This window comes from Janthinobacterium sp. BHSEK, assembly GCF_056174685.1.
Map to the genome: position 1 here is coordinate 1 of NZ_JBWBYV010000239.1, position 264 is coordinate 264.

The following is a 264-nucleotide window of genomic DNA, read 5'->3' on the forward strand; positions in this document are numbered from 1 at the left end:
ACCGCCATCGACAGCGTCAGCACCGTGCGTTCGGCACTGGGCGCGACGGCCAACCGTCTGGACCACGTCAACACCAACCTGTCGAACATCGCCACCAACACCAAAGCCGCTACCGGCCGCATCATGGACACCGACTTCGCGACCGAAAGCTCGAACATGACGTCGTCGCAAATGCTGCTGCAAGCTGGCACCGCGATGCTGAAACAAAGCAACAGCATGTCCTCGATGGTCATGTCCCTGCTGCAATAATATGGACTTGGCCGC

At 59.5% G+C, this 264-nt stretch carries 1 protein-coding gene; it reads left to right on the forward strand.

The genetic code is table 11. The annotated features are described in order from the left end of the window. Positions 1 to 249 (forward strand): flagellin (locus AC0V2Y_RS28730; protein ID WP_475418088.1); only part of this gene is annotated, 249 nt, incomplete at its 5' end. Positions 250 to 264: the final 15 nt, after the last annotated feature.